The organism is Bacillus sp. ISL-39, from assembly GCF_018613295.1.
Lineage (GTDB): Bacteria > Bacillota > Bacilli > Bacillales > Cytobacillaceae > Mesobacillus.
On the sequence record NZ_JAGGQM010000025.1, the window covers coordinates 1 to 26,724 of the forward strand.

General features: G+C 45.1%; 25 protein-coding genes. 4 read left to right on the top strand and 21 right to left on the bottom strand.

Features of this window, described 5'->3' with window-relative positions:
* Positions 1 to 18: 18 nt before the first annotated feature.
* Positions 19 to 522 carry a methylated-DNA--[protein]-cysteine S-methyltransferase gene (locus J7E37_RS16950; protein ID WP_353050034.1) on the bottom strand — a complete coding sequence of 168 codons (504 nt, stop codon included), beginning with the start codon at positions 520 to 522 and terminating at the stop codon, positions 19 to 21.
* A 253-nt stretch (positions 523 to 775) separates the two neighbouring features.
* On the opposite strand from J7E37_RS16950, the gene J7E37_RS16955 reads away from it, so the two are divergent.
* Both J7E37_RS16955 and J7E37_RS16960 read left to right on the top strand, forming a co-directional pair.
* Entirely contained in the window at positions 776 to 3,817 is a 3,042-nt protein-coding gene (locus J7E37_RS16955) for a GNAT family N-acetyltransferase (protein WP_215025403.1), read from the top strand.
* Between the two features lie 11 nt (positions 3,818 to 3,828).
* Positions 3,829 to 4,683: an amidohydrolase family protein gene (locus J7E37_RS16960; RefSeq protein ID WP_215025405.1), complete on the top strand. Its 855-nt coding sequence runs from the start codon at positions 3,829 to 3,831 to the stop codon at positions 4,681 to 4,683.
* Positions 4,684 to 5,009: 326 nt separating this feature from the next.
* On the opposite strand, the gene J7E37_RS16965 is transcribed toward J7E37_RS16960, so the two are convergent.
* The 8 genes from J7E37_RS16965 to J7E37_RS17000 all read right to left on the bottom strand — a co-directional run bounded on the left by J7E37_RS16965 (position 5,010) and on the right by J7E37_RS17000 (position 13,629).
* Positions 5,010 to 5,537 (bottom strand): chromate transporter, encoded by a 528-nt coding sequence (locus tag J7E37_RS16965; RefSeq protein WP_214780116.1) that lies wholly within the window; start codon positions 5,535 to 5,537, stop codon positions 5,010 to 5,012.
* Positions 5,537 to 6,109 (bottom strand): chromate transporter, encoded by a 573-nt coding sequence (locus tag J7E37_RS16970; protein ID WP_215025407.1) that lies wholly within the window; start codon positions 6,107 to 6,109, stop codon positions 5,537 to 5,539. Before J7E37_RS16970 ends, J7E37_RS16965 begins: the two co-directional genes overlap by 1 nt.
* A gap of 24 nt (positions 6,110 to 6,133) precedes the next feature.
* Positions 6,134 to 7,744: a gamma-glutamyltransferase family protein gene (locus J7E37_RS16975; protein WP_215025410.1), complete on the bottom strand. Its 1,611-nt coding sequence runs from the start codon at positions 7,742 to 7,744 to the stop codon at positions 6,134 to 6,136.
* Positions 7,745 to 8,106: 362 nt separating this feature from the next.
* Positions 8,107 to 9,096 (bottom strand): ABC transporter ATP-binding protein, encoded by a 990-nt coding sequence (locus J7E37_RS16980; RefSeq protein WP_214780113.1) that lies wholly within the window; start codon positions 9,094 to 9,096, stop codon positions 8,107 to 8,109.
* A complete protein-coding gene (locus J7E37_RS16985) occupies positions 9,053 to 10,087 on the bottom strand; it encodes an ABC transporter ATP-binding protein (RefSeq protein WP_215025413.1) in 1,035 nt (344 codons plus the stop codon). The genes J7E37_RS16980 and J7E37_RS16985 overlap by 44 nt, the downstream gene beginning before the upstream one ends.
* A gap of 63 nt (positions 10,088 to 10,150) precedes the next feature.
* Entirely contained in the window at positions 10,151 to 10,981 is an 831-nt protein-coding gene (locus J7E37_RS16990; protein ID WP_214780618.1) for an ABC transporter permease, read from the bottom strand.
* Positions 10,982 to 11,040: 59 nt separating this feature from the next.
* Positions 11,041 to 11,994: a nickel ABC transporter permease gene (nikB, locus tag J7E37_RS16995; protein ID WP_192469712.1), complete on the bottom strand. Its 954-nt coding sequence runs from the start codon at positions 11,992 to 11,994 to the stop codon at positions 11,041 to 11,043.
* A 75-nt stretch (positions 11,995 to 12,069) separates the two neighbouring features.
* Positions 12,070 to 13,629: an ABC transporter substrate-binding protein gene (locus tag J7E37_RS17000; RefSeq protein ID WP_353050036.1), complete on the bottom strand. Its 1,560-nt coding sequence runs from the start codon at positions 13,627 to 13,629 to the stop codon at positions 12,070 to 12,072.
* Between the two features lie 281 nt (positions 13,630 to 13,910).
* Between J7E37_RS17000 and J7E37_RS17005 the strand changes: the two genes are divergently transcribed.
* Entirely contained in the window at positions 13,911 to 14,360 is a 450-nt protein-coding gene (locus tag J7E37_RS17005; RefSeq protein ID WP_214780110.1) for an Lrp/AsnC family transcriptional regulator, read from the top strand.
* Between the two features lie 67 nt (positions 14,361 to 14,427).
* On the opposite strand, the gene J7E37_RS17010 is transcribed toward J7E37_RS17005, so the two are convergent.
* Positions 14,428 to 14,847, bottom strand: coding sequence for a carboxymuconolactone decarboxylase family protein (locus tag J7E37_RS17010; protein ID WP_215025419.1), 420 nt, complete (start codon positions 14,845 to 14,847; stop codon positions 14,428 to 14,430).
* 121 nt (positions 14,848 to 14,968) lie between these two features.
* On the opposite strand from J7E37_RS17010, the gene J7E37_RS17015 reads away from it, so the two are divergent.
* Positions 14,969 to 15,409: an Lrp/AsnC family transcriptional regulator gene (locus J7E37_RS17015; RefSeq protein WP_214780108.1), complete on the top strand. Its 441-nt coding sequence runs from the start codon at positions 14,969 to 14,971 to the stop codon at positions 15,407 to 15,409.
* Between the two features lie 108 nt (positions 15,410 to 15,517).
* Here J7E37_RS17015 and J7E37_RS17020 read toward each other — a convergent pair whose 3' ends face one another.
* From J7E37_RS17020 to J7E37_RS17070, 11 genes are all read right to left on the bottom strand, one after another.
* The gene (locus J7E37_RS17020; protein ID WP_353050037.1) at positions 15,518 to 17,116 is read right to left on the bottom strand and encodes an aspartate:alanine exchanger family transporter; all 1,599 of its coding nucleotides are present in this window, start codon (positions 17,114 to 17,116) and stop codon (positions 15,518 to 15,520) included.
* 539 nt (positions 17,117 to 17,655) lie between these two features.
* Complete coding sequence (locus J7E37_RS17025; protein ID WP_215025421.1) at positions 17,656 to 17,958, bottom strand: antibiotic biosynthesis monooxygenase family protein; 303 nt, start codon at positions 17,956 to 17,958, stop codon at positions 17,656 to 17,658.
* Entirely contained in the window at positions 17,958 to 18,902 is a 945-nt protein-coding gene (locus tag J7E37_RS17030; RefSeq protein ID WP_215025424.1) for a siderophore ABC transporter substrate-binding protein, read from the bottom strand. The genes J7E37_RS17025 and J7E37_RS17030 overlap by 1 nt, the downstream gene beginning before the upstream one ends.
* A gap of 18 nt (positions 18,903 to 18,920) precedes the next feature.
* On the bottom strand, positions 18,921 to 19,682 hold the full coding sequence (locus J7E37_RS17035; protein ID WP_215025427.1) for an iron ABC transporter ATP-binding protein: 762 nt from the start codon (positions 19,680 to 19,682) through the stop codon (positions 18,921 to 18,923).
* Entirely contained in the window at positions 19,679 to 20,629 is a 951-nt protein-coding gene (locus J7E37_RS17040; protein ID WP_215025430.1) for an iron chelate uptake ABC transporter family permease subunit, read from the bottom strand. Before J7E37_RS17040 ends, J7E37_RS17035 begins: the two co-directional genes overlap by 4 nt.
* On the bottom strand, positions 20,622 to 21,572 hold the full coding sequence (locus J7E37_RS17045) for an ABC transporter permease (RefSeq protein ID WP_215025433.1): 951 nt from the start codon (positions 21,570 to 21,572) through the stop codon (positions 20,622 to 20,624). The genes J7E37_RS17040 and J7E37_RS17045 overlap by 8 nt, the downstream gene beginning before the upstream one ends.
* Before the next feature lie 928 nt (positions 21,573 to 22,500).
* Positions 22,501 to 23,559, bottom strand: a complete 1,059-nt coding sequence (locus tag J7E37_RS17050; protein WP_215025436.1) for an aromatic acid exporter family protein — start codon at positions 23,557 to 23,559, stop codon at positions 22,501 to 22,503.
* 90 nt (positions 23,560 to 23,649) lie between these two features.
* Positions 23,650 to 24,339 carry a hypothetical protein gene (locus tag J7E37_RS17055; protein ID WP_215025439.1) on the bottom strand — a complete coding sequence of 230 codons (690 nt, stop codon included), beginning with the start codon at positions 24,337 to 24,339 and terminating at the stop codon, positions 23,650 to 23,652.
* Positions 24,336 to 25,088, bottom strand: coding sequence for a hypothetical protein (locus J7E37_RS17060; RefSeq protein WP_215025442.1), 753 nt, complete (start codon positions 25,086 to 25,088; stop codon positions 24,336 to 24,338). Before J7E37_RS17060 ends, J7E37_RS17055 begins: the two co-directional genes overlap by 4 nt.
* Complete coding sequence (locus J7E37_RS17065) at positions 25,063 to 25,965, bottom strand: ABC transporter ATP-binding protein (protein ID WP_215025445.1); 903 nt, start codon at positions 25,963 to 25,965, stop codon at positions 25,063 to 25,065. The genes J7E37_RS17060 and J7E37_RS17065 overlap by 26 nt, the downstream gene beginning before the upstream one ends.
* A complete protein-coding gene (locus J7E37_RS17070) occupies positions 25,965 to 26,348 on the bottom strand; it encodes a GntR family transcriptional regulator (RefSeq protein WP_214784609.1) in 384 nt (127 codons plus the stop codon). The genes J7E37_RS17065 and J7E37_RS17070 overlap by 1 nt, the downstream gene beginning before the upstream one ends.
* Between the last annotated feature and the right edge of the window lie 376 nt (positions 26,349 to 26,724).

The window sequence follows — 26,724 nt, forward strand, 5'->3', positions numbered from 1 at the left end:
ATCCTCTTTAGATGCACATTACCCCCTACAATGGACTTTCTCCAGCTCCAGCAAATGCTGCTTCATAGCGATTCCGCCGCGGTAGCCTGTGATGGAGCCATTTTTGCCGATAACCCGGTGGCAGGGGACAGAAATCAGGACTGGATTGGCGCCGATCGCGGTTCCGACTGCTCTCACTGCCGAGGGCTTGCCGATTTTTTCTGCAATATCAGAATATGTACATGTTTCGCCATAAGGGATTTCCCTCAAGGCTGTCCAGACTGCTTCCTGGAATGCTGTTCCTTTTACATCGGCCGGCAAGGAAAATTGTCTGAGCTTCCCTTCAAGATACTCAGCCAACTCATCCCTGTATGGTTTTAAGGCTTCCGGATTCCTTTCAAATACAGCAGCGGGAAAACGTTTAGCCATAACTTCATAATCTTCTTCTGGTGACCCGACATAGCATACGCCTTTGTCGGTTGCCGAAATAAAAATTTCGTCTCCATTAAAATAAAGGATGTCATAATAGATTTTCTGCTCCACAACTCCCACTCCTTTTACGGTCTTTTCCTCATTATAACTAAAGAATGGAAACCACTATATTTATAATGGATATTTTTAAAAAATATTAAATTCTAAATTTTCTTTACACTAGTAAAATTTCCCTTTACGATGGATATGGAGTGCCAAAACACTCCCATTAAATCAAAGGAGGTTCAGTAGGATGGACAATTCAAAAAAGAAGCTGATTTTAACTAAAAAGGAAGATGGCCCATAGCCAAGGAGGAGAAAGGTAATGGCACAATTGAACAAGGTTATTCAAATCGAGAAATATCATGAAGGATTGGCGGCTGGGGTCGCTAAAATGTGGAATCTGAGTCGTGACGGCTGGGGCGGAGATACGCGCGTCATGACCGAGGAGCAGGTGAAAAAGAAGGAAGCCAACTCTGACAACATTGAGCTTTATCTGGCGCTGGACGGTGAAGAAGTCGTCGGTTACTGCGGCTTGTCTGAGTATAAGGAGGATACGGGATCTTTGTATATCCCGCTGCTCAATGTCAGGCCCGATTACCATGGGCATAAGATCGGCAAAAAGCTCGTGCTTCAGGCGCTGGAAAAAACGGTGCAGCTGGGCTGGCCGCGGCTTGATCTTTACACCTGGGCCGGGAACACGAAGGCCGTTCCGCTTTATAAAAAGTGCGGCTTTTTCTGGGAGGACCGGGATGACTCGACCCATTTGATGAATTTCATTCCGCAGGTCCTGAACACACCGCTATTAAAACCCGTCTTTGAAAAATTAGATTGGTACGAGGACAGCACTAGATTGATAGAAGTGAAGCCGGACGGCGTAAAGGAAAATGGCTTTACATTCTATGAATATAGCTGGCAGAATGCCGACACGCGTGCAAGGGTCCAATTCGAACGAACAAGCCGCGGCATCAGCTTGATTGAAACGGATGAGTTCATCCTGCAAATGAAATTGGCTGACCATGAAGTCATCCAGAAGGAAGAACGGGAATTTGAAATCACAGTCGTGAACAAGGGCGGAGCACCACTCACCTTCAAAGCAAGCGGCATTAGTAATGGGCGTATTAAGTATGATTTCGCCGCCGAAAAATTAGTAGATAATGAATCTACTATATCTGGCACTTTTACCGTTGAAAAAGGGGAGGAACCAAGCCACTGGCGGACGCATCCTGGCATCAAGGCCATCGTATCGATCAATGGGCTTGAATGCGAGCTGAAGCTTGGCGTCTTTCCGATCAATCCGGCAAAAATAGAAGCCAGCTATTCTGGCAATCTCTCTTTCCTGGAAAAAGAGACCTCTATTGATGTTGAAATTACCAATAACTTGAGAGAGAATGCGGAGTTCCAATTGGACTTCCCTGTAAATGAGCAGGTCGTTTTAGCAAGACAAACATTCACCGTGGAAGTTCCTGCCCGCGGACGGAAGACGGTGTCTGTGCCTTTAACGGTAAAACAGCATGGATTTTACAATCCTGAGCTTATGACTACAGCAACAAAAGCGGACGGACAAAAGCTGACCTTCGAGCAGGACATCTCGGTTGCTTTCAAAGGTCTTGGCGAAAAGTTCGGCGGTGAATCGAAGGATTTCTGGCATATTTTCAACGGACTGGGTCAGATCAATGTCCGTAAACGGGACCTGCTGACGTCAGCTGCCAGAAACAACAAAAAAAATCAGCCTTTTGCCTTTATGACACCTAAGCTTGGAAAGCCATATTCACTGGAGTTCACCAAGAAAAAGCCTTCCTCTGTCACCTGGGAGATTAATGAATCCTCGATTGATATGAAGATCAGCCTGGAATCGGCTGAGTTGGAGGGCCTGTTTTTAATGCAGACGTACCGCTTGTTCGGTGATGGAATCATCCACACATGGGCAGAGGTTGAGAATAAAGGCGGAAGCATTCACCCTGAGGTCGCTTTCAGCCAGCCTGTCTACCATGAACTCGAGAAGGTTTATTTCCCGCTCGACGGCGAGGTTATTCATTTTACCGAAAATCGAATCATGGAGATTGGCGAGCTGGATTCCGAGAGAATCACTGGGAACTGGTATTTTTCCGAAGGGCAGTACGGTCCGATTGGATTGGCCTGGTCTAAGGATAGCAGCGCCGGGCCTGAGAGCTGGCAGTTTATCATCGAGGACCAATTCGGAAAGCTTGAGCCAGGCGAAAGAGCTGTATCAGGTACCATAACCTTGTCACTTGGAGCTTTCCAGAATGTTGAGGAGTTCATCGCCTATGCAGAGCAAATGCCGGTCGATAAGAAAACTGAAAAAGGCAGTGAGCTAAGCTTCAAAGCTGGTCAGCTCGTAATCCAGCCTGATGCTGACCTGGATTTCACTTTGAAAACGTACCGTAACAGCTACCTGGATGGGACATTAAAGATTGGGAATGAGGTTCATGAAATTCCCGCAAAAATGGAGAAAACCTCTCATTCTATGACAGTGCCATTCGCTGCCCTAAAACCACTGTCCATTGTCGAAGCCTCATACAAAGGCAATGGGACGGAAGCTAGATTCAAAGAATTGCTGCTCTTTCAATCTGGAACAGTTACTTCCTCAACGGCAGATGGCAATTTCATCATCGATAACGGAGCCATCACACTGAAGGCAGACCCAAACTTCTATCCTGGAATCTATTCAATGGAAGTGAATGGGCACGAATGGCTCGACCACTGCTATCCAGAGTTGACAGCGAAGAGCTGGTGGAATCCATGGGCAGGCGGAATGAAGACCGCACCAAATGGAATCAACACCTTCTCACTGTTAAAAGAAACCAGCCATGCTGAAGTGGTTGAAAAGAAGGACAGAGAAGGCAATACGTGGACCGGACTGGCGATCACAACCGAGTTCAAAGAACATAAGCAGTGGAACGGCGTTCGGTACACGCAATATTATTTGATGCTTCCAGGCGTGCCGGTTGTCGCATCTTTTGCAGAAGTGAAGGATGCTGGCGGGAAAAACCTTGTCGATGAGATGTGGGTCACAGACCTGTTCGTCGGTGACAGCGAGCTGACCGATGTCCGTATTTCAGTCAGTGGCAGCCAACAGGCGCATACTTATCACGCAGGCAGCGAGGAAATTCCATTGCTTATGGATGAAGATTCATATTTTAGCAACAACAGTTCAGAGGATAAGTTTTACGTAATTCCAAACAATGATGCGGGGCCGACCGAAGCTTATACAAATAAAGAAGTTTTGCAGCTTGTCTCAAGGCACAAAGGCGAATTCGAAAAAAGCGCTCCGCTTTTCCTGCTTTTCGATGAGCGAAAACTGACTGGCGACCTGCTGAAAAAGCTGAGAAGAGTCCAATTTTAAAAGGAGAAAACATGAAAATCATCGATGCCCATATACATCTATCAAATATTAAATCCTTTTATGAAACGGCCGAGAAGCTGTCATTCGTTGACTATTCCACAGCCGGCATCCTAAAGGAGTTCAAGGAAGCCAATGTGGTGCTCGGAATCGGAATGGGCCTGACGGAAACCGATAAAATGGGGTTCCCTGATTACGAAGCCCGGACGCCGATGGGGCTCGATATGGAAGCCGAGCTCCCGGCCAACATTTTTTGCTGTGCCGGGATCAATCCATATGACCTGGATGAAGCAGCCCTTGCCCGCCTTGAAAGAGAACTGCAAAATCCGAAGACAGTCGGTATCAAGATCTATCTGGGGTACTATCCTTTTTATGCGTATGACGAAGTGTACGAACTGGTCTACAAGCTGGCCGCAAAATACCAGCTTCCTGTCGTTTTCCATACCGGCGACACCTATTCGGAACGCGGCTATTTGAAATATTCCCATCCGATGGCGATTGACGAGGTCGCGGTCAACCATCGGGATGTAAATTTCATGATGGCCCACTTTGGGGATCCATGGACATTGACCGGAGCGGAAATCATCTATAAAAATCCGAATGTATTCGCTGATCTGTCAGGGTTGATTGTCGGCACGAAGTCAGAACTGGATAAACGCAGCCAGGGACGTTTTCTTGACCACCTGCGCCATGCGCTTGAGTTTGCCGACTCGTACGACAAGCTGTTGTTCGGCACAGACTGGCCGCTGATTCCTGTCGGTCCGTATATCGAGTTCATCAAAGACCTGATTCCTCCCGAGCACCATGAGGATGTATTTTACAATACAGCTCTGAAGGTGTTTCCGAAGATCAAGACGTTTTTGGAGTAGGTTCTTGCCGGAAATTTTCTTTCTTGCACATCAAAAGTAGACACTAAAAGTACCCTTATAAGGGAGATTACCTTCCCATAAGGGTACTTTTAAGCTTGATCGTACCCTAATGTCGGAGCTTTTCTTCCCATAAGGGCACATTTAGACCCGAATCGTACCCTTATGACGGAGCTTTTCTTCCCATAAGGGTACCTTTAGACCCGAATCGTATCCTTATGTCGGAGTTACCCTTTCTATAAGGGTACCTTTAGACTTGAATCGTATCCTTATGTCGGAGTTTCATATACAGTAAAAGCCCATCCTTTCCCTGGATGGGCTCTTTACCATTATAAAAATAAACCGCCATAAGCTAACGAAGCTGTGATGACATAGGCAGGATGAACCTTCCATTTTTCAAGCAGCAGGTAGCTGGCAACAATCAAAAAGATCGTTTGTATAATGCCTGTGTCTAAATAAGAGTTAAAGAAAAAGTTGAAAGTCATGACACCGAGCAATACGGCAATGATCGGCCTGATATAATTCGTCATTCTTTTGACTTTTGGCGAATCTTTAAAACGGTACAATACTCCAAGGAGGAAAATCATTAAGATCAGTGAAGGAGCAACCGTTGCGAAAATGCCGACAACAGCACCTAGTATCCCGCCTTGCTCATATCCTATATAACCTGCCATTTTTGTCGCGATTGGTCCCGGCAATGCATTTCCAATCGCCAGCACTTCGCTGAATTCCGGTACCGTCATCCATCCATAGCGGTCGACCACTTCATTTTCCACCAGGGGAATCGATGCAGGACCTCCCCCGTAACCAACGATTCCCGGGATGAAAAAGGCGAGGAATATCTGCCAATAAATCATCAGCCTACACCTCTTTCAATCTTTTGCTCCACCTTAGGAGTCTTATCTTTTTTAGCTATAGCCAGAATTAACAGCACGAGGATCAGGATGGCTGGATGAACATTCAAAACTTCCATCAGGATAAGTCCGCCAACAACCATTAAACCCGCGTTCACCTTGCCCAGCGTTTCATTTGATTTCTTAAAGAAGTCCCAAGTCAAGGTTGCGAGCATGACACCTACGACTGGAACGACTGCTTTTGTCATGCCGGCAACCCAGGGCAGATCTTTAAATGAAGAAATCGAGGTCAGTAAAACAATCATCAACAGTATGGTCGGGACAATTGTTGCCATCACGGCATTCACCATTCCTGTAAAACCTGCAACCCTGTACCCGATATAACCCGCCATCTTGGTGGCAATCGGTCCTGGAAGGGTATTGCCCAGGGCTAAAACATCAGCAAACTCATCATCATTCATCCACTTATATTTCTCGACTACTTCTTTATGAACGAGCGGGATCGATGATGGGCCGCCGCCATACCCCAGCATTCCAACTCGGAAAAATGCCAGGAATAGATCAAGCTGTTTCATTTTCATTCAACACCTTTTTTGAGATTACCAAGCTGCGATTGCCCCATCCGTCCTTGACTCTGTGCCGCCGGAAAGCACTCCGGTTACAGGGTCTCTCCAGATAATCTGGCCTCTGCCGAATCCGCCTCCATCCAATGCAAATTGGATATCGTGACCTTTCCTGGCCAGCGCCTGGGCAATGTGAGCAGGGAAAGTATTCTCAACAACTACCTTATTGCCCTCCATCCATTGCCAGCGAGGCGAATCCAGCGCAGCCTGCGGATTCAGGCTGAAGTCAATTGTGTTCATGATCACCTGGGCATGGCCCTGTGGCTGCATGTAGCCGCCCATTACTCCGAATGGACCAACAGCTTCATTATCCTTTGTCAAGAATCCTGGAATGATCGTATGGTACGTCTTTTTGCCTGGCTCAAGGCGATTATCATGAGACGGATCCAGTGAAAAATCAGCTCCGCGGTTTTGCAGGCCAATACCTGTTCCAGGAATGACAATTCCGGAGCCAAAGCCCATATAATTACTCTGGATGAATGAAATCATATTTCCTTCACCATCCGCTGCAGCCAGATAAACGGTTCCGCCCTTTGGAGGTGTTCCAGGCTCTGGCAGGCGGGCATTTTCACCAATCAAGCTTCTTCTTGCTTCTGCATACTCCTCAGATAAAAGCTGCTCAGATGTGACTGTCATTCTCTCGGGGTCGGTTACATATTTCTTTGCATCCGTGAATGCAAGCTTCATCGCTTCGATTTGCTTGTGGTATGTATCTACAGACTCTTTTTCATTCAGTTCATAGCCCTTCAGCATGTTCAGCGCCATCAAGGCAACAATGCCCTGCCCATTCGGCGGGATTTCCCAGACATCATAGCCTCTGTAATTGACCTTAATCGGCTGTACCCATTCTGGCTTGTATGCAGCTAAATCCTCTTTTGAGATAAAGCCGCCATGCTGTTTTGAAAACTCATCAATTTTTTCTGCCAGTTCCCCACGGTAAAAGCTTTCTCCGTTTGTTTCGGCAATCTGGCGCAAGGTGCTTGCATGGCCTTCAGATTTCCAGACCTCCCCTATCTGAGGCGCCTTACCGTCAGGTGCAAATGTTTCAAACCAGCCTTTGTATTCATCACCCGTAAAAATTTCTTTAAACTTTTCATAAGCAATATTCCAGTACTTGCCGAGAACCGGTGACAGAGGATATCCCTTTTCTGCATAGTCGATCGCCGGCTGTAATACCTCTGTTAAAGGCAGTTTGCCAAATCGTTTCGACAGCTCAGCCCATGCTGCCGGTACACCTGGAACGGTAACAGGAACCAATCCGAAGGTCGGCATTTTTTCATGCCCCTTTTCCTTGACCGCATCAATCGAGATGCTTTTTGGTGCCGGGCCGCTGGCGTTCAGGCCATGTAGTTCCCCTTTTACCCACACTAATGCGAAGGCATCGCCGCCGATTCCGTTGGAAGTTGGCTCAACAACTGTCAGGCATGCTGCTGTCGCAATCGCTGCATCAATGGCATTTCCGCCCTTTTTTAAAATGTCCAGTCCCGCTTGAGCTGCCAGCGGCTGAGAAGTGGCAACCATGCCATTCCTGGCAAAGGTTACGGTTCTTTGTGATTGGTATGGATAATTTAGATAATCTACGTTCATGAATGGATCTCCCCCTCAAAGATGGTAACTTTCATTTGTAAGTCAATTTAACTTATTAGCCTTACAAATGAAATATTCTCTTTTTGTTAAGCTCTTTTCGTAAACCTTGTAGCTTTCACATCCAAAGTAAAAACCGGCTTCTGGGTTTTCACGAATGTTTTCGCATATCAGTTGATGAAGCACCTTCGAAAAGAGCCCCGGAAATATGTCCGAAAAGCAACAACCAATCCGAAAAGAGCTTCTTTATAACCGCGTTCCTTTTTTATCTCGAAAGAAACGTCCTTACCAGGTTGGTAAGGACCTAGTCCTTACCAACTAGGCAAGGACCTATCCCTTACCAACTAGGCAAGGACTTTCCCAAGTTATGCATAATGGCAGGATGCAAAATGGTTCTCGCTAACTTCTCTGAATGCCGGCTCTTCTGCCCTGCATCGATCGGTAGCAAGCGGGCATCTTGTATGGAAACGGCAGCCGCTCGGAACATTGATCGGGCTTGGTACATCCCCTTTTAAAATAACCCTTTCCCGTTTCTTCTCTTCCTTGGTTGAAGGAATGGCAGAAAGTAAGGCCTTTGTATAAGGGTGCAACGGATTATCATAAAGATCTTTCTTATCAGCCAGTTCGACCATTTTCCCTAAGTACATGACGGCAACACGATCGCTTACATGCTTCACTACGCTAAGGTCGTGGGATATAAACAGATAGGTCAGCTGATGCTCCTTTTTTAAGCGCTGCAGCAGGTTCAGGATCTGTGACTGGACTGATACATCCAACGCGGAGACCGCTTCATCGCAAACTATCAGCTTCGGATTCGTGCATAGCGCGCGCGCGATACTCACCCTCTGGCGCTGCCCGCCGGAAAACTCATGCGGGAAGCGGTAATAATGTTGTTCCGAAAGCCCAACTTCTACGAGCAGATTGCAAACATAATCATACAGCTCTTTTCTCGAAACAATTTTATGGGTTTCAACGATTTCTGACAGCATCGTGCCCACAGTCATCCTTGGATTCAGGGAACCATATGGATCCTGGAAAATAATCTGCATATCCTTCCGGTTATCACGCATCTGCCGCTTGGAAACATTGGTGATATCCTTTCCGTCATAAACGATTGTTCCTGAGCTTGGTTCGTGAAGCCTGAGGATGGCCCGGCCCATCGTAGATTTGCCGCATCCAGATTCGCCTACGATGCCCAGCGTTTCGCCTCTTTTTAGAGTAAAGGTGATACCATCCAATGCCTTTACCACCTGTTTTTCTCCAAAGAATCCTTGATCACCGACAGGAAAGTGTTTCTTCAAGTCCTGTACATCAAGAAGATTTTCCGACGGCAACTTCGCTAATGGCTGGCCCATTTGCCTCACCTTCCTTCCATAAATCAGTGTATTTCCAGCAGCTTACGGTGTGATCTAAATCGACTTGCTCAAGATCCGGGGATTGTGCCCTGCAGATTTCCTGTACATGCGGACAGCGATCGGCAAATCTGCAGCCTGCTGGCATGGCATCCGGAGATGGCACAGAACCTTTTATCACAAAAAGTTCCTCCACATCTTCTTCAGCATCTACATCGGGGATGCACTTCATCAACCCCTGTGTATAGGGATGCATCGGATTGTTGAAAATGGATTTTCGGGTGCCATATTCAACCGCTTTTCCCGCATACATGACCAGTACTGTATCCGCCATCTCAGAAACAACCGCCAGGTCATGGGTGATCATGATAATTCCCATATCCAGGTCTTTTTGCAGGTTCTTCATCAGGTCAAGAATCTGTGCCTGGATCGTTACATCAAGAGCAGTGGTCGGTTCATCCGCAATCAGCAGTTCCGGATTGCAGCTAAGGGCGATCGCAATCATGACCCTCTGTCTCATTCCGCCGCTCAGTTCGTGGGGATAGGCATCGATCCGTTTTTCCGGTGAAGGGATGCCGACTAGCTGAAGCATCTCAATCGCTTTCTGGCGCGCTTCCTTCTTGGTTACATTCTGGTGGAGAATAATGGTCTCGGCAATCTGCTTTCCAACTGTCTGTACGGGATTAAGCGAAGTCATAGGTTCCTGGAAAATCATCGAAATCTGGTTGCCCCTAATCTTGCTCATCTGTTTCATCGACTTATCTGTCAGGTTTTCGCCTTTTAATAAAATTTCCCCTTCCGCTTCCCCGGTCTTAGGAAGCAGGCCCATGACCGAAAGGGAAGTCATACTTTTTCCACAGCCTGATTCCCCAACAATACAAAGGGTTTTCCCTTTTCCCACATTAAAGGATAATCCCGCTACTATATTTGTACTCTTCTTTTTCCCTGCAAAACTGACCTTCAGATTCTTAACTTCCAATAACGGCTGTGTCATTTGATTGCCTCCTCCTTTCGTTTTACTAGATTAGCAGTGTATGGAAATGTCATTCTAATAACCTCACTTCAGCTTGGGATCCAATGCATCACGCAGTCCATCACCAAATAAGTTGATGGATAGGACAGTCATAAAGATAAACAGGCCCGGGAATAGAGAAATCCAGGGTGCGTCTCCAAGGTAGCCCTGTCCCATAGATAACATTGCTCCCCAGCTAGGTGTTGGCGGCTGAGTCCCCAGCCCAAGATAACTTAAAGAAGCTTCCGATATGATCGCTGCCGCAATCGCGAGTGTTGCCTGGACTAATATCGGCGGCATACAGTTCGGCAGGATATGCCTGAAGATGATTTTAAGGTCACTGATTCCAGAAGCTTTTGCCGCTGTAACATATTCACGCTCCCTCTGGCTCAGCACCTCTCCCCTTACCAGCCGGATAAAGTTTGGCGTGAATATAATCCCGATTGCAATCATCGCATTCTGCAATCCAGCTCCGAGCACCGCTGCCAGTGAAAGTGCCAGTACCAGCGGCGGGAATGAAAGCAATGCATCCGTAAAACGCATGACAACGAACTCATCTAAAACGCCTCTGTAATATCCTGAGAAAAGGCCAATCGGAATACCGATCAATAGTGCGATTCCTACCGATATAATCCCAGCCTGGATCGAAACTCTTGCTCCAAAGATGATCCGGCTGAAAATGTCGCGGCCAAGTTCATCCGTGCCCAGCAGATTCTCTGAATTGGGACTCTGGAGGAACTTTGCATAATTCTGCTCCGTTGGATTATAAGGCGCAACGAGCGGTGCGAACACAGCCATAAGAATAAGGAGAAGTGTAAAGGCACCGCCAACAACGGCTAATTTATTCTGGAAGAAACGGGAGCCCATTTCTTTCATCCTGCGTTTTCTTGGGCTCTCAACGACGATGACTTTTTGTTCTAACTGTGCTTCCATGGTCACTGCCCCCCTGTCAGCTTGATTCTTGGATCAAGAATGGAATATAGGACATCAATAAAGAAGTTAACGACGACAACAGCGATTGCCATGAAGAGAACAGCTCCTTGCACCACCGGGAAATCCCTTGTCAAGATCGCATCGATTACTAATCGCCCAATCCCTGGTATCGCAAAAATCGTTTCTGTGATGACCGCACCGCCGAGGAAGGTAGCTAACTGCAATCCACTAACGGTTACAACCGGTATAAGTGCATTTTTCAAAGCATGGCCAATAACGACTCCTCTTTCTAATACACCTTTTGCATAGGCCGTCCGGATATAATCCGCCTCCAGCACTTCCAGCATGCTCGAACGCAGCATCCTCGTAATTTCAGCACTCAATCGGACACCAACTGCCAGTGCAGGCAAGATCATTAACAGCATACTTTGTTTAAAGTCCTTCCATGGCTCGACATAACCTGAAGGTGCCAGCCACCCTAACGAGATAGAAAAAATGAAAATGAGCAAAATACCTAAGAAAAATGGGGGAACTGATACTCCGGATAAGGCAAAGGTTGTGCCAAAGTAGTCCCAGAACGTTCCTTTTCTTGTAGCTGAAATAATGCCAGCCGGGATGGCAATCAGCATCGCTATAAAAAATGACATGATTGACAGCTGGATCGTGACCGGCAGCTTTTGCAGCAGCACGGTAAGAACTGGCGTGTTATCCTTCAGGGAATTTCCCAGGTCTCCCTGGAGGACATTCGTGACCCATGAAAAATATTGCACGTATAAAGGGTCATTCAATCCCATTTGTTCACGCAATGCCTGCAGCGACTCCTCTGTAGCCTCTTGTCCTAGAATCATCCTTGCAGGGTCGCCTGGAGTAAGATGGACTAAAGAAAAAACGATTATGCTTACTAAGAATAAAATAACGACCATAAGTCCCAATCTGCGAATTAAAAATTTTACCACGCTGCTCCCTCCCTTTCCCAAGCTTAAAATACATCGGCTTGGAGATGGATCTCCAAGCCGAATCAAGTAGAATGCTTATTTAAATGAAACGTCATGGAAGCGCATCATTTGATCCGAGATGTGTTTATAGCCCTGTAAGTTGTTTTTGTATGCCTTGTAATCCTTTTCGTGGTAGATGAATATGAACGGTACTTCTTCCTTGCCAAGTTCAGTTGCTTTGCTGTAAATTTTCTTACGTTCTTTTTGATCGGTTTCAACACGTGCCTGTTCCAGCAGCTCGTCCATTTCCGGATTAGAATAACCGTAGTTAATAGAGCCGTCAGTGTGGAATAGGGCGTAGATGTTTCCATCTGGATCTGTTCTTCCGCTCCAGCCTAAGCGGACTGCATCAAATTTAGAGTTATCCATGTTATCAAGCATCGTTCCGAACTCGACGATTTCAAGCTTAACCTTGATACCCGCTTCCGCAGCCATTGATTGGATCATTTGCGAGATTTGCTCTTCCACTGGCTTAGGAGAAAGCTGCAATGTAAATTCAAATCCATCAGGATACCCTGCTTCAGCCATGATTTTCTTGGCTTTTTCTACATCCTTCTTAGTTGGTTTAATGGAATCGTCATATGCCCAAGTTCCAGGAGGAATAGCTCCCGCAGCTTGTACACCAGTATCACGAAGCGCAACCTTTATAATGGCTTCACGGTCAATAACCATGTCCAATGCCTGGCGAAGCGCTTTGTTATTGAATGGCTCACTATTGTGGTTCAAATATAGACCCTGGAAGCCAAGAGCTCCTGTCTCAGATAATGTTAGGTTTGAATCTTTCTTCAGCTTCTCGACATCTTTTGGCGGAACCTTGCTGATAATGTCAACATCGCCTGATGTAAGGTTTGTCAGCCTGACGTTTTCATCTGAATATGGGCGATAGACGATTTTTTCAAACTTTGGTGCCCCGTTCCAATACTCTGCATTTTTTTCGACTTCGATCTTGTCTTGCTTCACTCGTGATACAAACTTGAAAGGACCTGTACCTACAGGTGAGTTGGCAAAATCCTTGCCTTTTTCTTGTACAGATTTAGGAGAAACCATCATGCCGGCACGGTCAGACAATGCTGCCAGGAATGGGCTGTACGGCTCTGAAAGCACAACCTTCAATGTCGTTTCGTCAACCACTTCAATTTTTTCAATGGATGATAATTCGGATGCACGAGGTGAACCTGAATTTGGATCCATCATGCGCTCAAAGTTGAATTTTACTGCTTCTGCATTGAACGGAGTTCCATCATGGAATGTAACTCCCTTTTGTAAAGTGAAGGTATATGTTTTACCGTCTTCTGAGATATCCCATTTTTCCGCAAGCATAGGAACAAAGTTAAGCTCTTCATCCACGTCAACCAGCTTGTCATAGATACTATGGAATACTTGTCGGTCAACTGCTGCTGTTGAGAAATGAGGATCCAGCTGCGGCGGATCATCATCCAGTCCAACTACTAATTCTGTGTTGTCCGTTTTCGCAGGAGCGCTGGCCGTTGCCGATTTCTCTCCTTGCGTACCGGAAGAATTACTATTGTTACATCCAGTCAAAAGTAATAATAAACTCATAAATACTGCTGCAAATACTTTTACTTTCTTACTCACCTTTGCTTGTCCCCCTTTTTCGCAAAACAACTCTCCTAACATAAGTAGGCTAAAGGTAACATCAGACTACTTTATGAAAGCGTTTCACTAAATTTAATATCATTTCGAATTTCGTATTATTATATTATATTAAATTTAAAAAATCTATACAATATTCAGAAAATATTAAATTATTTTTTACTGGTATAATTTTCTGTTCGGTTTTTCCAATTTTCGTTGAAAATGTTATCAATTGTAAGCTAAGATACATTTACATACATTTATAAAAGAGTGGTGTTTAAATGGTAATCGATGAAACTGATCGCCTGATCCTTCAACTATTATCCGAAAACGGCAGGATGTCTTATGTGGACATCGGCAAACAGTTGAATTTATCAAGGGTATCAATCAGGGAAAGAGTCAATCAATTAATTGAAGGTGGTGTGATCGAGAAATTTTCTGTTGTCATCAATTCGGAAAAAGTGGGGAAAGCTGTTTCCGCATTCTTCGAAGTGGATTGTGAGCCTTCATCCCTTGTAAAGGTTGCTGAGACACTTGCGAATAATCCAAGTGTAGCAAGCTGCTACCAGATGACTGGTCCAAGCACACTACATATGCATGTCCTGGTAGAGGATTTTATTAGATTGGAAAATTTCATCAACGAGGAACTCTACAGTTTGGAAGGAATCACCAGAGTGGAAAGCCATATTTTACTCAGGAGATTCAAGAGCCGTACTGGTTTGAAATTGTAAATTCGCCAAAAACAAAAAACACTCGGAATAATTATCCAAGTGTTTTTTTATGTTTCCTTTTCTTAAGTTAGCCCCTGTTTGGTTCTAATTTCATTACTGCCCCAAAATATTGTTGAGCTGCGGTAAAACAAATGAAAGCACAGAGTTCACTAATTTCATCCTCAGAAAAATACTCGTTTAATATATCAAATGCGAAATCCGGGACCATTCCTTTCGGGTAGTTCAAAAACACCTCCGCAAAACCTACTGCAACAGATGTTTTTTCATCAAACGTATCGGACTCAGGCTTTCCTTTTGCTTTGCAATACTCACATCCATTATTTTGTGCCAATGTTCTTCTTACTTGCTCTTTTAATTTGGACGACAATAACCCGTCTTGTCCTAATACTTCTCCTAACTCAGACCACACCTTCATAACCTTTATGTTATGACCCAGCAGCTTTTGAAAGGGTGTTTCCCCGAAATTTGATTGATTAATTCTTGCCATTTATCCTACCTCCTTGTTATTTTAAATATAAAGGATGCAGCGTCTTAATCACATTAAGTATAAAACGATATTTCCTTATCTCCTTTAAAATTTAATAAAAAAGAGAGGAATTTATTTAAAAATGAAAACAGACGATATTGATAAAAAAATAATAGTTGAACTCTCTAAAAATAGTCGTTTATCGATGAGCGAACTCGGAAGAAGAATTAATTTATCCTCTCCATCCGTAACGGAACGAGTAAGACGAATGGAGTCATTTGGAATCATTAAAAAGTATACTTTAGAAATTGACTACGAAAAGTTAGGACTGCCTATTCAATGCATAATAGAGGCAACAGTTAAAAATGGGGATTATAAACGATTTAAGAATTACATAGAAAGTCTTCCTAATGTTGATTTTTGTTACCGAATAGCAGGTAATGCTTGCTATATGCTTAAAATGCAATTTGAGAGTTTTTCCAAAGCAGAAGAATTCATTAACACTGTAAATCCATATGCTTCAACTGTTACGCACTTTATCTTTTCAGAAGTCCAGACAAGTTTGAGAATTGATTCTCAATGATTCCATTTCACATAAAAAAAGTTCGTCAAGAGATTATGACGAACCTTCCTCAATAAATGACCCCTTTTTTTAACAACAAAGTGCTCTGGTCATTGTTTTTTCGAATTTTTATAAAAAGAACACCAAAATCTGTGATGCCACCGCAACCGATATGAGCGCAAATGGATAGGCGGCAGCATAGGCGATCGCTGGGTCTTCGGAATCCATCAACTGGTTGGTTGCCCCGAGTCCAGGTGTACTTGTCATTCCGCCGCACAGTGCTCCTAATGAGTGAATGATGCTTAACCGGAAAAGCTTCCTTGCGATGAAAAAACCGGCAACGACTGGCAGGATTGTAATAATCGCACCGCCGATGACAAGGTTGAAGCCCTCCTGCTGGATGACCTGAACAATTCCTTTCCCAGCTGTAGTACCGGCACCAGCCAGGAATAAAACGAGACCGATGTCGCGAATGACCTGGTTCGACGGCTGGTAATAGCGCGCATGAATGGGACCAAGCTTCCCGAAATGTCCGATGATCAAAGCGATGAACAGCGGACCGCCGGCGACGCCGAATGTAATCGTGCCGAGCTTTGGAAAGTGGAATGGTATCATACCGGCCAGCACACCCAGCAGCAATACCAGGCTGAGCGACAGGATATGGATATTGGTAACCGTCAGCTTTTTCCTGTTGAACAGCTTTTCGACGTCATCCAACCGGTCTTCACTGCTGACAAGTGTCAGGACGTCACCGGGTTCCAGCCGCCATTTCGAGTTCTGGTTGAATTCAAATCCGCCTCGTTCAATCCTCGTAACCGTGACACCATATGTCCGTCTTAATTCAAGCTCCCTGATCGTCTTCCCGATCAATTCAAGTGAATCCACGGTCACCTTGCGAAGCTCCACATTGTCATGGTTCTGGACATTTGTTTCGACTTCTTTGCCGATGTCTTCGCAAAGTTTAGTCAAATCATTCCGGAGACCAACAGCAACAAGCCTGTCCCCAACAAGGATGACCGTATCATTGAGAGCGATGATATTCCGGTCCCCGCGGATGACGCGGCTGATCACGACAGTATTATATCGATTGAACTCCAGTTCTTTTAAGGTTCTTTTATTGATCGATGGATCCGTCACCTCGATGGTGATGACTTCTGGCGATTCATCATTTCGTACGGGGCCAGATTTCTTTTTTAAATCCTCCGCTAAATCCACCTTGAGCACGCGCGGCAAAAGCTGTACGAACAGCACAACCGCGAGGACGCCGAATGGATAGGCAATTCCGTAACCGACAGACGCCAGCGGGTCGCCGGTTGCCTGGAGGGCTGCCGCAAGTCCGGGTGTACTCGTAAGTGCTCCAGTCATAATTCCAATGCTTAATGCCGGAGATAGATTCAACAGCTTGGACACAGCGATTGTCGTAACAGATGCGACGAGAACGATCAGCAGGCTAATGATCCCGAATACTGCACCGCTCGTTTTCATCATCCGGAAAAAGCGCGGCCCTGCGGATAAGCCAACTGCCACGATAAATAAACCGAGACCCAGCTGCTGGATGACCGGGGACACCTGATAGCCGAAATGGCCGAACACCATTGCCGCCAGCAGGACACCGGACGTACCCAGGCTAAGCCCCCGTATTTTGATTTCCCCCAGCGCTGAGCCAAGAAATAAAATGACGAATAATAAAATTAACGGTTCCTTCAGCAACCCTATTATGCCGTCCACAAATGATTCCTCCAATGATTGCAATAGTTTGTTGATTGATTGTAATTATGATTACAATTGCGAATGCAATGTGATTCCGATCCTTACTATGATTGCGATTGTGAAAATCTACACAACTTAGAATATCATGATGCCTAAATTATTTTTAACCAGTCAGTGACGAATTTAGTACAAAACAACACCTTGCTGGTGAAAACGTTTTCTTACCTTTAAAAAGAATGCTTTTTATGCGTTTTCCTCAAAGAATGAATGTATAAACGGTTATTGGGGCGACCGAAGATTAGATTTTAGGAGTTTTCGAATTATTTAGCGGCGAAAACTTGATGCAATAGCTTTTTTATAGCAATACCAGCGCGAAAAAACTTTTTTATAGCGACTTTTTTGTTTTTATAGCGAGTTTCTCATTTATATAGCGATTTTTCACTTTTTATAGCGACTTTTTCTTTTTTATAGCGACTTCTCCTTTTTTATAGCGAATTGGAAAATATCGCTCTTTTTTACCAATCGAAAAAGAGACCCATTGCTGAGTCTCTTTCCGTTTAAATCACATCATAGATATCCTGGGAGGATTCTATAATATAATCTGGTTTTGGCTGCCCGATTTTGGCTTTGTGTCCCGCGATATGATCGGGATGCTTCTCCCAGTTCTTCCAGTCTTGTTCGGATTGCCAGCTGATCATGACCATGACTTCTTCGTCGCCTCTGCGGCTCTTTTTTACGAGAACCTGTTTATCCAGGAAGCCTGGCTGCTGTTCGATCAGCATCCCTTTTTCCGAAAAGCGCTGTATCACCTGACTGGAGTGTCCCTCTTTGACTAGTATTCTCTTAATTTGATAGAACATTATAATGCCGACCTCACTTCATCGATCATTGACTGCATGGACTGCAAACCGCCGCCGCTCAGGTACCAGTTCGTACCGTCAAGGTAAATGATCTTGCCGTTTTTGAAGGCGTCAGTCTTTTTCACAAGTTCATTTTCGATTGTTTCCTTCGCACCGACTTCGCCACCTACCGCTGCGGTACGGTCAATGACGAACAAGATTCCAGGGTTTTTCTCGAGGACATATTCAAATGTGATACTCTGGCCGTGTGTGGATGCTTCGATTTTTTCATCTGCCGCCTTGAATCCGAATACATCGTGGATAAAACCGTAACGGGAACCGGCACCATAAGCGCTGACCTTGCCTTCATTCGCCAGCACAAGCAATGCTTTCTCATCTGCTGCGGAAGCTTCTGTATTGATTTTATCTATACTCTTATTGACTTCCGCTAATTTTTCAGTCACAACATCTTCTTTTTCAAAAATCTCACCGATCAGCTTCATGTTCTCTTCAAAGGATTCCATGTATTTTGTATAGTCCATGCCAACAAACACGGTGGGTGCGATTTCCTCGAACTGGTCGTACAATTCAGCCTGTCTAGCGGAAATGAAAATGACGTCTGGCTTCATTGCATGGATTGCTTCAAAATCTGGTTCCTTCAAGCTGCCGACATTTGTGTATTCCTTGCCCGCGTATTTTTCCAGGTATTCAGGAACGATTGCCTGTGGTACGCCTGTAACCTCTACGCCTAGCTCATCAAGTGTATCCAATACACCAAAATCAAACACGACAACTTTTTCTGGACTCTTTTTGACAGTCGCTTCCCCATACTCATGCTTGATCGTCATTTCCTTCGCTTCGTCTTTTCCTGCTGCTGCTGTCGTTTCTGCTTTTTCATCAGAACTACATGCTGCCAATGCAACTACCATCGCTAATACAAGTGCTAGTAAACTAAGTTTTTTCATGGTTAAACTCCCCTTTTACTAAGAATTAAAATACACACAAATCCTGCAATTGTTCATTTCCTGGATTGGGATATCCATATCGTAGATTTCTTTTAGCGCGTCTGACTGGATGATCTCCCTTGTTGGGCCATCCCTGACGACCTTCCCATCCTTCAGTGCGACGATGCGGTCCGAATAGACGGAAGCAAAGTTGATATCATGCAGGACGATGACGACGGTTTTCCCCAGGTCATCGACAAGCTGGCGGAGGATTTTCATGATCTGGACCGAATGCTTCATGTCCAGGTTGTTCAGCGGTTCATCAAGCAGGATATACTCCGTATCCTGGGCAATGACCATCGCGATGAAAGCCCGCTGCTTCTGACCGCCTGACAGTTCGTCAAGATAACTGTCCTGCATCTCAGTCAGGTGCATGTACTCGATCGCCTGGTCGACGAACTTCTCATCCTCCTCCGTCAGCCTTCCCTTTGAATAAGGGAACCGGCCAAAGGAAACGAGCTCGCGAATCGTCAGGCGAACATTCATATAATTCGACTGTTTCAGGATGGAAACAACCTTGGAAAATTCATTCGACTTCATCTTCCGGACATCGGTCTGGTCGATGAGCACTTCCCCGGAGTCAGCATCGAGCAGCCGGCTGACCATCGAGAGCAGCGTCGATTTGCCGGCACCATTCGGCCCGATGAACGAAGTAATCTGCCCTCTCTGGATGTTGACAGTCACATCTTCAATAACACTCTTTTTTCCGTAAAATTTGGACAGTGAACGAACTGTGATCATGTTGATCGACTCTCCTTCAGCAGTAAGTAGATGAAATATACGCCACCGACGAAGTTGATGATGACACTAAGCGTGGTGGAGAACGTGAATACTCTTTCCACTACCCATTGGCCGCCAACAAGGGAAATCACGCTGATTAAAATCGCTCCGCTGATCAGGACGCTATGTTTGTAGGTTTTAAAAGCTTGATAGGATAGATTGGCGACAATCAAGCCTAAAAAAGTCAGCGGTCCGACAAGGGCGGTGGAAATTGAAATGAATACGGCAACCAGCACCAGCATTTTTTTTACAATAGAATCATAGGAAACTCCAAGGTTGATCGCATTTTCCCTGCCGAGTGACAGCACATCGAGATAGGCTGTAAACCTCCAGGCATAAAAGATCAGCAGGACAATCAGGCCTATCGCCAGCCACACCAGGTCAGTGTTGATATTATTAAAGCTTGCGAACATTCTGTCCTGGACCATCTGGAACTCATTCGGGTCGATCAGCACCTGCAGGAACGTGGAAATGCTGGAGAAAAAGGTTCCAACGATGATTCCCGCCAGCAGCAAAAAGTAGATTGGCTGGTTTCCTTTTTTAAAAAGAAGCCGGTAAAGCAGCAAGGCGAATACAACCATGATGGCAACAGTTAAAATGAAGTTCACCTGTTTATTGACGACTGTCACATGGCCAGAACCGAGGAAGAATATCAGCACGGTCTGCAGCAGCATGTAAAGCGAATCTAGTCCGATGATGCTCGGTGTCAGGATGCGGTTGTGGCTGATCGTCTGAAAAACGACGGTTGAATAGGCGATGGCCACTCCGGTGATCACCATCGCTGCCACCTTCATCGCCCTCTTTGGCAGAGCATAATCGAAGCTGCCATTCAGGTCATGGAATAAATACAGCATGCTTGCACCAGTTGCGATTAAAGCAAGGAGGATTAATTTTGTTGAGTTACGCATATGCCTTCCTCCTAAATAACAGGTACAAGAAAATTCCGCTGCCGATGACGCCGACCATCAGGGAGATCGAAATCTCGTAAGGGTAGATCAGCACGCGTCCCAGGATGTCTGTAACCAGGAGAAAATTCGCTCCTAGCAAAGCCGTATGCGGCAATGTTTTTTGCAGATGGTCGCCTTTGAAAATCGAGACGATGTTCGGGATGATCAGCCCGAGGAACGGAATCATTCCGACCGTAAGCACGACTGTGGCCGTAATCAGAGCGACAAGGACCAATCCAATATTGACGACCCGTTTGTAGGCGAGCCCCAGATTCTTCGAAAAATCTTCTCCCATTCCCGCCACCGTGAAGCGATTGGCGAATAAATAGGCAATTACCAGGATGGGAATGCTTATGTACAGCAGCTCATAGCGCCCCTTCATGATCATCGAAAAATCACCCTGCAGCCACGCGGACATATTCTGGATGACATCAGCTTTGTAAGCAAAGAATGTCGATATGGATGATAGGATATTACCCAGCATCATCCCGACAAGCGGAATAAAAATCGCGTCCTTGAACTTAATCCGGTCAAGGATTTGCATGAACAAGAATGTACCCGCCAATGCGAACATAAACGCAATCAGCATTTTCTCGATTGTGGACGCATTTGCAAAAAAAAGCATCGAAACGAGAATGCCCAACCTCGTCGCATCGAGCGTGCCCGCCGTTGTCGGTGACACGAACTTATTGCGGCTAAGCTGCTGCATGATCAGTCCGGCTATGCTCATCCCAGCCCCGGCAAGCAGGATTGCAATCAGTCGCGGTACCCTGCTGATCAGGAAAATTTCCGTTTCTTCCGATTGAAAATCAAGCAGTTCCATCGGCGTTATGCTGCTTACTCCTACAAAGAGGGAAAGCAATGAAAGTATGATCAAAGATGTTATCAAGTAACGCTTTTTCATTTTCTGTGCTCCTACTCTGTATCGATAGATAATGAAAATCATTATCAATTAACCTATTTAAATATTAAATCGTCTATATAAATAAAGTCAATAGTTAATTGAGAATTCATTTCAATTAGATTGGAAAGTTGTGGGAGAATGTCATGATATCTTTGATTTGGATTTTATAAAATCTATGTGTTTGTGGTAGAAAATTTCTCATCATTATCTCCAACAGATTAGCAGTATTAGAACTCGACAGATGTTCTGACAGCTTTTCTGCTTTTTTCACCAAACCTGTCTTAAGTTGGGCTTTCTTTTGACAGCTTTTCTTCTTTTCCCAGCAAACTTGTCTTAAGTTGAGCCTACTTCTAACAGCTTTTCTGCTTTTTCCGCCAAACCTGTCTTAAGTTGAGCCTACTTCTGACAGCATTTCTACTTTTTCCGCCAAACCTGTCTGAAGTTGGGCTTTCTTTTGACAGCTTTTCTTCTTTTCCCAGCAAACCTGTCTTAAGTTGAGCCTACTTCTGACAGCTTTTCTGCTTTTTCCGCCAAACCTGTCTTAAGTTAGGCTTTCTTTTGACAGCTTTTCTGCTTTTTCATCCAAACCTGTCTTAAGTTGGGCTTTCTTTTGACAGCTTTTCTGCTTTTTCCACCAAACTTGTCTTAAGTTGAGCCTACTTCTGACAGCTTTTCTGCTTTTTTAACCAAACCTGTCTTAAGTTGGGCTTTCTTTTGACAGCTTTTCTTCTTTTCCCAGCAAACTTGTCTTAAGTTGAGCCTACTTCTGACAGCTTTTCTACTTTTTCATCCAAACCTGTCTTAAGTTTGGCTTTCTTTTGACAGCTATTCTTCCTTTCCCACCAAATCTGTCACCGGGTTCGGATAACTTTTCTGGCTTCTTCTACATACCTGTCCGATGCTTTAATGCAAAACAAAAAAGCCCCGATCAGGAGCTTATATCCAATGATTTTTCAAGCAGCTTTTGATGCCTGATTTCGAATTTGTGAATATGGTTCAACTCTTCCAGCAGGTCGTGGATCGAGACCAGTTCATAATAGATGACTGTTTCTTCGGAGAATCGGTGGGAGCAAGCTTCCCGTCCATCTACCTCATGCCTCAATAAATCCAGCAGTTCTTTTACAATAGCATCGTGGGATTCATCCATCGCAAAATCGGGATGGTGGAACGCGGACTTGATCGATTTTACCATGGCTTCGACTATCTGTGATTTTGCCTCGGGAAGGTGCATCGATGGGAGGGAAACCAAATTTCCGACGTGATAATGGACTTGTCTCAAAATCGTCAGCTTCTTGAATTCATAATGGATATTCCGCATGTCCTTCCGGTCAAATTGGTGCAGTTTCCATTCTTTCTTTTGATACTTGCACAGTGTTTCAATCGCTTCCAAGTCTTTCAGGATTTTCTGGAAGTCGGACCTGGTTTCCCGGTGCAAAGGCTGATGCCTTGTGATTTCCGTTCCCCTGCCTTCTATCAAGTCTCCCGTTTCCACAATCAGCTGCCGGATTTTTGCCTTGATTGATTTAGAATAATCAGGACGGATCACAAGCAGGTTCACCAGGGTCGATACCGTCAGCCCAGTCAAAGTTGTACCAAGACGGATGAAAAAACTGGACAGATAGTGGTCATGGACAGTAGAAATCATGGCGACGCCGGTGAGCACCGCCACCAGCGCACCATCCTGCAGGTGCAGCCTGTGGCAGGCAATGATGGTTGCCACGGCAACGAGCATATAGGTTAGCGGGCTGTCGCCGAAGGCAAAGTTGAAGACGACGGAAAAAGCAGCTCCAATCGCCGACGCCGGGAATCTTACATATGCTTTTCTTATCGAATCTGCCGCGGTTGGTTCAATCGTCACAATTGCGGTAATCACGGCGAACATCGGCGGCCAGCCTAACAGCTCGCAGATCAATGCCGTAATGAACACCGCAATCCCCGTTTTTAGAACCCTTCCTCCGACAAAATTGAATTTTTTTAGTATAGCCATTTTGCATTCCTCATTTTTAAATACATACTCTCATTATACCGTACATAACCCGGATACGAAAAAGAGCCCCTGATAAGAGGGACTCCAAAGTCAGTTGATCACATATCCGCCGCCGATCACCTCGGTATCAGAAGGAACAGTGATATAGATGAATTCCAATCCTTGCATCAATCCATAACCGCTGGTGAATTGCTCTTCGTCTTCGGTGAATTGAGTAAAAGGAAATGCGTTTTTATACTTAATAAGCTTGATATTTAAAAGTTCGACCGGGTAGATTTGCAGAGTGGTTCCATTTAACTTAATGTCCGGTGATTTGATACGGTTGGTTATATCAATATTGTCGATATAGGAATAAGTGGAGTAATGAGTCACTTCTACTTTCCCCTGAACAGATTGATCCTTTTCGATGAACACCATTAAATTCTGTGCCATGATGTTCATGTCCAGATGATTCCCTTTGAGCGGAAAATCCCAGGATTCTTTTTTGGTGAGCCCTTCCGCTTCGTCAATTTTTCCTGATTGGACCGTTTGGTAAATATCGCTATTCAACCGATCATTTTCCGCCAATTCCTTATCAGTCAGATACTCGCCTTTGATCGTATCCTCCACAGGCACCATGAATGCGAGAATTCCCGCCACCAGCAGGATGACGAGGTACCCTGCAAAGACCTTTGTGACGATGCTGCCGCTCATGAATCTGGCACCTAGAAATCTATTTGAAAAGCTGCCGAAACTTACGATCAGCAGAATGATAAATAAAAGTAAAACTACCAAACTCATTTCCTCACCTCCAGGCTGTTAGAAATCAGGGCTGATATCCCATAGGCAAGCGCGGATGTCAGCAGTACTTTTAACATGAATAGCAGAAAGGATGTTTCTCTCATAAAAACTTGACCGATATCAATCACATAGGTGGACTCATTCGCCAGGAACACATTTAAAAATAAGCTTCCGAAAAGGAGCGCTGGAAGGATGATGGTAAAAATCTTGCTCTTTTGAACCAACATCCCGACCAGGTAGCCCAGCGCTGTGAACAGGAACAAATAGAGAATCGTAGCAGCAAGACCTTCTGACATTTGCAGCACTGTCATTGGCTCGCTTTCAATGAATTTCCGGTCCTGCTGGAATAAAAAAACGAGCTTCAGTGATTGGCTTGCAAGCACGAATGTGACACCACCGATGATGCTTGCCCAGCCCAGGAACAGGATATTCGATAAATGACTGCTCAGCCTGTTGGCCACAAAAGAGTAATCATCATATCGATAAGCCTGGGTGGTAACGACGATCGCTGAGATGAAAGCCCAAATCATCATAAATGCAAGGAGGAAATTGCCAGAGTAATAGTTCATATCATAACTGAAACTTTCCGATCCTCCGCCACTGCCTCCTTCTCCGCCAAGCGAAAAAAGAAGCCCGATGATCTGCAGCAGCATCAAGGAAGTGAATACCCCCCGGTATGATTTCAACTTAAAACGAAACTGTTTTTTCACAACATCCCAAAGGCTAACCTTTGTTAAATACATCATCAATCCCGCCTTTCTCCTGGCTCGTCAAGTACAGACAGAGATCCTCGTTTGAAATGGTCGAGAACTCCAGGCTGTTTTTCATCGCTGCGGCAATCTGGTCATCGGAAAGGTCATTGCGGATCACCGCATACGTCCTGCCGAATTCGGTATTGCTTTTATGAAATACCTCATGGCCTCGGAGCCAGTTCTTCATTGCTTCTTCTTTTCCGCTCACAATAACTGCAAACTCCCGGAGCTCTTCAATCGGCATATGCAAAAATTGCTTTCCGTCCTTCAGGAGCAGTATGTCTTCAAGGATATCTTCCACCTCGTTCAGGTGATGGCTTGAGATGATGATCGTGCGGGGATTGGCGATGTAATCCTTCAAGAGCGCCCGGTAAAAATCCTTCCTTACACCCGCATCCATTCCGTTTGTCGGTTCATCAAAAATGGTCAGCGGGCAGCGGGCAGCCAGCCCTAAAATCGCATTGAAGGTATTTTTCATCCCCTTTGACAGCCCAGCATGCGTCTGCTTTGGATCCAGGCCGAAATAATCAAGCAGATTCCGTGCCAATTTCATATCCCAGTTATGATAAAAATCACCAGCTGTTTCCAGAAGTTCTCCGAGATTCAGTGCGGCTGGCAAGTTCATGTCATTATCAATCATGATCATGTTCGCAGACACGGTAAGATTATTAAACGGATTCTCTCCAAACACTGTGACTTCACCTGAACTCTCTCGGATAAAACCGGCAGCGATTTTCAGCATCGTCGTCTTGCCGGCGCCATTCCTGCCAATCAAACCGGTGATTTTATTTTCACCTAGGGAAAACGAAAGATTATCCAAAGCCTTTTTCTTCCCATATGTTTTTGTTACAGATTCGAACTCCAGCACACTCATCATGTATCCCCCTTTAAATCCCGTTTGGCTTCCTGGATCATCTCGATCAATTCCTCTTCCGTCACCTGGAGATGCTCCGCTTCCCGCACCAACTCAGCCACCAATGACTTCAATGTCTGGTTCCTCCGTTTCGCCATGATAATTTTCTTCGCATCCTCAGATACGAACATCCCGAGACCGCGTTTTTTATAAACAATGTTCTCATCCGCCAAAATATTCAACCCTTTTGCTGCTGTCGCCGGATTGATATTCAGCATTTCCGCAAGCTGATATTGTGAATAAACCTTCTCATCCCTCTTGATACTCTCGCTGAGAATCTCCGTTTCCAGCCACTCAGCAATCTGGACGTAAATCGGTTTCATGCTATCTGAATTCAGGATCAATCCCGCACCTCCTCTAACAGGCTATATAGTGCATTACTGTGGTAATGCACTATATAACATTTTACGCCATATCACAAGGGATATTTAACCATTTTTTTTAAAATAAGGGGAATTAGACTGGGAATTAGGCTTAGAATTAGCCAAGGAAGAGGCTGGAGTAACCTGTGGGAGGAATAATTCACTCAAAAAATTGAAAGTTTCATATAAAATCGAGTGGAAAGTTGATTGTCGGTACAATTTCAACTCGGAAATTTCGTGGCAAATCATCTTTTTACCTGTTCAACCTGGCTGACTGCCCTATACTGGTCGATGAGGCAGCATAATCTCCCGAACAACCTGGTTATTTGCCCAATCAATAAGCGTCATCTCTCAAAAA